We start from the raw sequence: 1,096 nt of genomic DNA on the forward strand, positions 1-1,096 counted from the left end.
GTAGAATTAAAAAAATAATAATAAATATTAAGGAGATATATGACGTGATTAAGCCGCTTACATCATTGCGTATGTTTTTCGCACTTTTTGTTTTTCTGAGTCATTTGGCTTTTCTAAAAGAAACAGACTATGCCAATATTTTTAATAGTATTTTTGACGAAGGCTTTTTAGGGGTCAGCTTTTTCTTCATTTTGAGTGGATTTATCTTAGCCTACAATTATAAAGAAAAGTTTTTAATCGGAAATATTTCGAAAAGAGAATTTTATATTTCTCGTTTAGCCAGAATATATCCCGTACATATTGCCACAACAGCACTGGTATTTTTATTAACTTTTGCTCAGTCTGGCAAGGGTTGGGAATATTTAATACAGCATGTTTTTCTGATACAAAGCTTTTTTACTTCAGAAGAGATCCATTTCTCATTGAATTCTCCTTCCTGGAGCATCTCGGATGAAATGTTCTTCTACCTGCTGTTTCCATTTGCATTTTTGATTTCTGAAAAAATCAGAAGTTATATTTTTATATTCTATCTTATAGGTATTTTGATTCTAAATATTCAGCTTGATAAAAATCAGGATCACTATTGGTTATATATTTCACCATATGTGCGTTTTTCTGACTTTTTGTTGGGTATTATCCTGTTTGATATTTTTGAAAAAGTAAAAGTGGGCTATTCCAAAATTAAGCAACCTGTAGTTATATTTGAATTAGGGGCTATTTTACTTTTTATTTTATTCTTTGTATTTCATAATAAAATAGATATAAGTTACAGGTATTCAATTTACTATTGGGTGCCTATGGCAGCAATTATTTTAATTTTTGCACTGTCTCATGTTATTCAGAAAAAAAGTATAATTACCCAGTTTTTGTCAAATAAATACATGGTGTTAGCAGGGGAAATCAGTTTTTCTTTTTACTTGCTGCATGTTTTGGAAATACAGGTTTTAAATTATATAAGAAAAATATTTTCATTGAATATGGACTTAATGCTGTTTTCCTTTTTTATATTTATTGTCACTCTAATCGCTAGCTTTTTAATGTATAGATTTATTGAAAAACCGCTAAATAATTGAATAAAACAAAGATCGGAAGAGCG

1 protein-coding gene is annotated in these 1,096 nt (G+C 28.9%); it reads left to right on the top strand.

All coding sequences use genetic code 11. The features are described 5' to 3' along the window. Positions 1-1,073 (top strand): acyltransferase family protein (locus B4J23_RS12550; RefSeq protein ID WP_291361036.1); only part of this gene is annotated, 1,073 nt, incomplete at its 5' end. Positions 1,074-1,096 lie beyond the last annotated feature (23 nt).

The sequence above is a fragment of the Acinetobacter sp. UBA3025 genome, assembly GCF_002367915.1.
Classification (GTDB): domain Bacteria; phylum Pseudomonadota; class Gammaproteobacteria; order Pseudomonadales; family Moraxellaceae; genus Acinetobacter.